The following is a 5,481-nucleotide window of genomic DNA, read 5'->3' on the forward strand; positions in this document are numbered from 1 at the left end:
TAGCGCGGCGACCGCGCCGGCGCGCTCGGCACTGAGATCGGCCAGGATCACATGGGCGCCCTGGGCCGCGAAGGCCGCGGCGATGGCGCGGCCGATGCCGCCCGCCGCGCCGGTGACGAGCACGCGCGACTGCGAGAAATCGAGGGCGGCGGAGGGCACGGTCATAAAGCGGGGCTCCTGGCGACGGCCATCCATACGGCGACGGGCCGGAACGGGAAAGGGCACGGGCACGGGCAAGCGCCGCGCCGGCATCCTCGCCGCAGGGGACGATTTTGGCCTTCCGTCCGGCGTCACAATTGCTTAGGTCTGCCTGCCCCCATTTGCTCGCGCGCCGCCTGCGCGCCGGAAGGACCCGCCCATGTCCCCTCCCCTTGCCGGCCTTCGTGTCCTTGAACTCGCGCGCATCCTCGCCGGGCCGTGGGCCGGGCAGCTGCTCGCCGATCTCGGGGCCGAGGTCATCAAGGTGGAGCGGCCGGCGGGCGGCGACGATACCCGCACCTGGGGACCGCCCTTCTTCACCGGCGCCGATGGCGCGCCTCTGGGCGCCGCCTATTTCCACGCCACGAACCGGGGCAAGAAGTCGGTGGCGGTGGATTTCGAGACCGCCGAGGGCCAGGCCACCATCCGCGCTCTGGCGCGGGAATGCGATGTCCTGATCGAGAACTTCAAGGTCGGCGGCCTGAAGAAATACGGGCTCGATCATGAGAGCCTGAAGGCCGAGAACCCCCGCCTCGTCTATTGCTCCGTCACCGGCTTCGGCCAGGACGGCCCCTACGCGCCCCGCGCGGGCTATGACTTCCTGGTGCAGGGCATGGGCGGCATCATGGAGCTGACCGGGGAGCCGGACGGCGAGCCGGAAAAGGTGGGCGTCGCCTTCGCCGACATCTTCACCGGCCTCTATGCCACCGTCGGCATCCTCGCCGCCCTGCGCCGGCGCGAGGAGACCGGCACGGGCGGCCATGTGGACATGGCGCTGCTGGACACGCAGGTGAGCGTGCTCGCCAACCAGGCCATGAACTATCTCGCCTCCGGCAAGGCGCCGACCCGCATGGGCAACGCCCATCCCAACATCGTGCCCTACCAGGTGTTCGCCTGCGCCGACGGCCACCTGATCGTCGCCGTGGGCAATGACGGCCAGTTCGCGCGCTTCTGCGCCGTGCTCGGCGCGCCGGACCTGGCGCAGGATCCGCGCTTTTCCGGCAATGCCGGGCGCGTCGCCAACCGGGCCGATCTGGTGCCGCTGCTCGCCGGTCTCGTCATCCGCCGCGAGCGCGATCCGCTGCTCGCGGCGCTGGAGAAGGAAGGTGTGCCGGCCGGCCCCATCAACACCATCCCCCAGGTATTCGCGGACCCGCAGGTGATCCATCGCGGCCTGAACGTCGCCCTGCCCGAGGCCGGCGGCGGCACGCTGCCCTCACTGGCGAGCCCGATCGTCATCGACGGCGTGCGGCAGGTGGCGGCGAGCGCGAGCCCCCGCCTCGGCGCCGACACCGCCGCCGTGCTGGCGCTGCTGAAGACCCTGGCGACGGGTTGACGCGCGGAGGCGTTCCATGGACCCGTCTTTCGACGTGGTGATCGTCGGCGGGGCCGCGACCGGCTCCTCGGTCGCCTACCATCTCGCCGCCGATCCCGCCTTCACCGGCCGCGTGCTGGTGCTGGAGCAGGACCCGACCTATGCCCGCGCGGCCTCGGCGTTGTCGGCCGCCTCCATCCGCCAGCAATATTCGTGCGCCATCAACGTCCAGATTTCGCTGTTCGGCATCGCGTTCCTGCGCGCCGCGCCGGAGCTTCTGGCTGTGGACGGCGACCGGCCGGCGCTGTCGCTGCACGAGGGCGGATACCTGTTCCTCGCCAGCGCGCAGGGGCGCGCGGCGCTCGAAGCGGGGCACCGCGTGCAGCAGGCCCACGGCGCCGACATCGCCTTCCTGGAGCCGGAGGCGCTCGCGGCGCGTTTTGCCTGGCTTGACCGCTCGGGCATCGCCGCCGGATGCCTCGGCCTTTCGGGGGAAGGCTGGTTCGACGGCTGGAGCCTGTTCATGGCGCTGCGCCGCAAGGCCCGTAGCCTCGGCGTCGAATACCGCGCGGCCCGCGCCAAGGCCGTAGAGACCTCTGGCGGCCGGGTGACCGGGGTGCGGCTCGCGGACGGAACGTTCCTTCCCGCCGGCATGGTGGTGAATGCGGCCGGCGCGGGCGGGCGGGCGCTCGCGGCCTCGGCCGGCATCGACATTCCGGTGCACATGAAGAAGCGGATGATCTTCACCTTCACGGCGGAGGACCCGCCGCGCGACCTGCCGCTGGTGATCGATCCGAGCGGCGTCTATGTGCGCCCGGAGGGGGGCGGCTTCCTCGGCGGCTCGGCTCCCCCGCCCGAAGACGACCCCGACAGCGACGATTTCGAGGTGGATCACGCCTTCTTCGAGGATGTGGTGTGGCCGCAGCTCGCCGCCCGCATCCCCGCCTTCGAGCGCATCCGACAGGGCCGCGCCTGGGCCGGGCACTACGACATGAACGCCTTCGACCAGAACGCCTTCATCGGCGCCGTCGCGGGGCTCGACGGCTTCCTGCTCGCCAACGGCTTCTCCGGCCACGGGCTGCAGCAGTCGCCGGCGATCGGGCGTGGCCTCGCCGAGCTGATCGTCCACGGGCGCTATCTCAGCCTCGACCTTTCGCCCCTCGGCTTCGACCGCCTCGCTTGCAACGCCCCGATGCGCGAGCTGAAGGTGGTGTGAGGCGCGACGGCCGCCCAACCGCCGTCATGCTCCGGCTTGACCGGAGCATCCATCGTCGATGCTGGGCGTGCCGCCAGGGTCCATGAGCCCTCCGGTCAAGCCGGAGGGCGACGGGGCATGGCTGGGGGCGCGCGGGAGACCGTTCGGCCGGGGGCGCGCACGCGCCCCCGTGGCTCACTGCGGCATCACCACCGTGAGGTAGGGCGCCGGCGCCTTCTCGGTGGCGCCGATGGGGCCGGGCACCTTGTGCTTCACCGGCGGCAGGCTCTTCAGATAGGCCGCGAGGGCCATGGCATCGCCATCCGACATGGCGCCGTAGGAGGGATAGGGCATCATCGGCGCCAGCATCCGGCCGTCGGGCCTCACGCCCTTGCGCACCGCGTCGACGATCTCCGCCGCGCTCCACGCGCCAAGGCCCGTCTCTTTGTCCGGCGTGAGGTTGGGCGCATAGAAGACGCCGACGGTGGGGATCTGGAAGCCCACGTCCGCGCCGCCCAGATAGCGCGCCATGTCGGGCTTGCCGATCAGCGCGCCGGGCGTGTGGCAGCCGGTGCAGTCCATGATGGTCGCGAGATACTTGCCGCGCTCCAGCTGGGTCTCCGCTGCCGCCGGCACGGATGCGAGCGCCGCGAGCGCGGCACCGCCGGCGAGGATACGCACAAGGCTGCCGGCGCGGGACCGGCTGCGGTCGGGCTTGAAGGCCATGTCGAAGTCACTCCGTTGAGACGAGGCGCGCCCGGTCCACCGCCGGGCATGCGCCCGCCGGGCCGAAGGAGGAAGACCGGTCGCGATCAGGACCCCGGCCTGCGCATCCTGCGCAAGGTCCGGCACGGCGCGGCATCCAAGCGCGCGGCCACCCCGCGTGGCCGCAGCGCCTTCGCCCCTGTCCGCGGCAGGGCTCCCATGGCCCGCGCGGGCAGTGGAACCTGCACCGTGGCGCGGGTGGTTAGAGCCGCTCGCCTGAACCGGGAATGAACGCGGAGCCGGCGGCTGCGGCGCCCGCGGCCCATCCGGGGCCTGCGTACCTGCGTGTCTTGGGGCATGCTTGTTGCATTGGAGCGCGGATCGCCGGATCGTGGCGGCTGAGCGGTGCGGGCGCCGAGGCGGTCGCATTCGAGCCAGAGGAGTTGGGTCATGGCCTTCGTCCACCGGGTCGGCGCGAAATCCTATGCGTTCGCCGATTTGAAGGAATTGATGGCCAAGGCGACCCCGCCGCGCTCCGGCGACATGCTGGCGGGCATCGCCGCCGCCAGCGCGGAGGAGAACGTCGCCGCCAAGATGTGCCTCGCCGAGGTGCCGCTGAAGGCGTTCCTCTCCGAGGCGCTGGTGCCCTACGAGACGGACGAGGTGACGCGCCTCATCCTCGACGGCCACGACCGCGCCGCCTTCGCGCCGGTCAGTGCCCTGACGGTGGGCGATTTCCGCGACTTCCTGCTGTCGGATGCGGCAACGCCGCAGGCGCTTGCCGCCCTCGCGCCCGGCCTCACGCCGGAGATGGCCGCAGCGGTCTCGAAGATCATGCGCAACCAGGATCTGATCCTCGCCGCGCGCAAGTGCCGGGTGGTCACGCGCTTCCGCAACACCATCGGCCTGCCCGGCACCATGGCGGTGCGCCTCCAGCCCAACCATCCCACAGACGACGCGGCCGGCGTCTCCGCGGTGATCCTCGACGGCCTGCTCTATGGTTGCGGCGACGCGGTGATCGGCATCAACCCCGCCTCGGACAGCCTGCCGGTGATCGACCGCCTGCTGAAGCTCATGGACGAGGTGATCCGGCGCTTCGACATCCCCACCCAGAGCTGCGTGCTGACCCACGTCACCAGTTCCATCGAGCTGATGAACCGGGGCGCGCCGGTGGACCTCGTGTTCCAGTCCATCGCCGGCACCGAGGGCGCGAACCGCTCGTTCGGCGTCGATCTCGCGGTGCTCAAGGAAGGAACCGATGCGGCCCGGGCGCTGAAGCGCGGCACGGTGGGCCAGAACGCCATGTATTTCGAGACCGGCCAGGGCTCGGCGCTGTCCGCCGGCGCCCATCACGGCGTCGACCAGCAGACGCTGGAGGCGCGCGCCTATGCGGTGGCGCGGGTGTTCGAGCCGCTTTTGGTGAACACCGTGGTGGGCTTCATCGGCCCGGAATATCTCTATGACGGCAAGCAGATCATCCGCGCCGGGCTGGAGGACCACTTCTGCGGCAAGCTGCTGGGCGTGCCGCTGGGCGTCGACGTCTGCTACACCAACCATGCCGAGCCGACCAGGACGACATGGACACCCTCCTGACCCTGCTCGGCGCGGCGGGCGTGACCTATGTGATGGGCATTCCCGGCGCCGACGACGTGATGCTGAACTACCAGTCCACCTCGTTCCACGACGCGCTCTATGTGCGCGAGGTGCTGGGCCTCAAGCGCGCGCCCGAATTCGAGGCGTGGCTGGAGAAGATGGGCATCGCCGGGGCGGACGGCCGCCTGCTGCCGGCGGATGCGCACCACCCCCTGCTCGGCTTCGTAGCGGACCAGGCGGCATGACCGCCCGCGATCCCTGGCTCGGATTCGCCCGCCACACCCCGGCGCGCATCGCCCTCGGCCGCACCGGCGCGAGCCTGCCCACGGCGGAGGTGCTGCGCTTCGCGCTCGCCCATGCGAAGGCGCGCGACGCGGTCCATACCGCCTTCGAACGGCGATGCGGTGGAGCGCGAGGTGCGCGCGCTCGGTTTCTCCACGGTGCGCGTGGAAAAAGCGCCGCCCCCGGCCGCGAC

At 71.4% G+C, this 5,481-nt stretch carries 4 protein-coding genes and 2 pseudogenes; 4 read left to right on the forward strand and 2 right to left on the reverse strand.

Features of this window, described 5'->3' with window-relative positions; translation table 11 throughout:
• Positions 1-252: SDR family NAD(P)-dependent oxidoreductase (locus AC2W7M_RS18950; RefSeq protein ID WP_486134049.1), on the reverse strand; the 252-nt coding region annotated here is incomplete at its 3' end.
• Positions 253-358: 106 nt separating this feature from the next.
• On the opposite strand from AC2W7M_RS18950, the gene AC2W7M_RS18955 reads away from it, so the two are divergent.
• Positions 359-1,534 (forward strand): CaiB/BaiF CoA transferase family protein, encoded by a 1,176-nt coding sequence (locus AC2W7M_RS18955; RefSeq protein ID WP_486134051.1) that lies wholly within the window; start codon positions 359-361, stop codon positions 1,532-1,534.
• Positions 1,535-1,550: 16 nt separating this feature from the next.
• Positions 1,551-2,729: an NAD(P)/FAD-dependent oxidoreductase gene (locus AC2W7M_RS18960; protein ID WP_486134053.1), complete on the forward strand. Its 1,179-nt coding sequence runs from the start codon at positions 1,551-1,553 to the stop codon at positions 2,727-2,729.
• 174 nt (positions 2,730-2,903) lie between these two features.
• Here the strand turns inward: AC2W7M_RS18960 and AC2W7M_RS18965 are convergent, their stop codons facing one another.
• Complete coding sequence (locus AC2W7M_RS18965) at positions 2,904-3,434, reverse strand: c-type cytochrome (RefSeq protein WP_486134054.1); 531 nt, start codon at positions 3,432-3,434, stop codon at positions 2,904-2,906.
• Positions 3,435-3,863: 429 nt separating this feature from the next.
• On the opposite strand from AC2W7M_RS18965, the pseudogene AC2W7M_RS18970 reads away from it, so the two are divergent.
• Both AC2W7M_RS18970 and AC2W7M_RS18975 read left to right on the forward strand, forming a co-directional pair.
• Positions 3,864-5,251: pseudogene (locus AC2W7M_RS18970) on the forward strand (ethanolamine ammonia-lyase subunit EutB).
• Positions 5,248-5,481: pseudogene (locus AC2W7M_RS18975) on the forward strand (ethanolamine ammonia-lyase light chain EutC); the annotation flags it as partial. The pseudogenes AC2W7M_RS18970 and AC2W7M_RS18975, both read left to right, overlap by 4 nt.

It is taken from the genome of Xanthobacter sp. BG11Y11_SDJG (assembly GCF_057364445.1).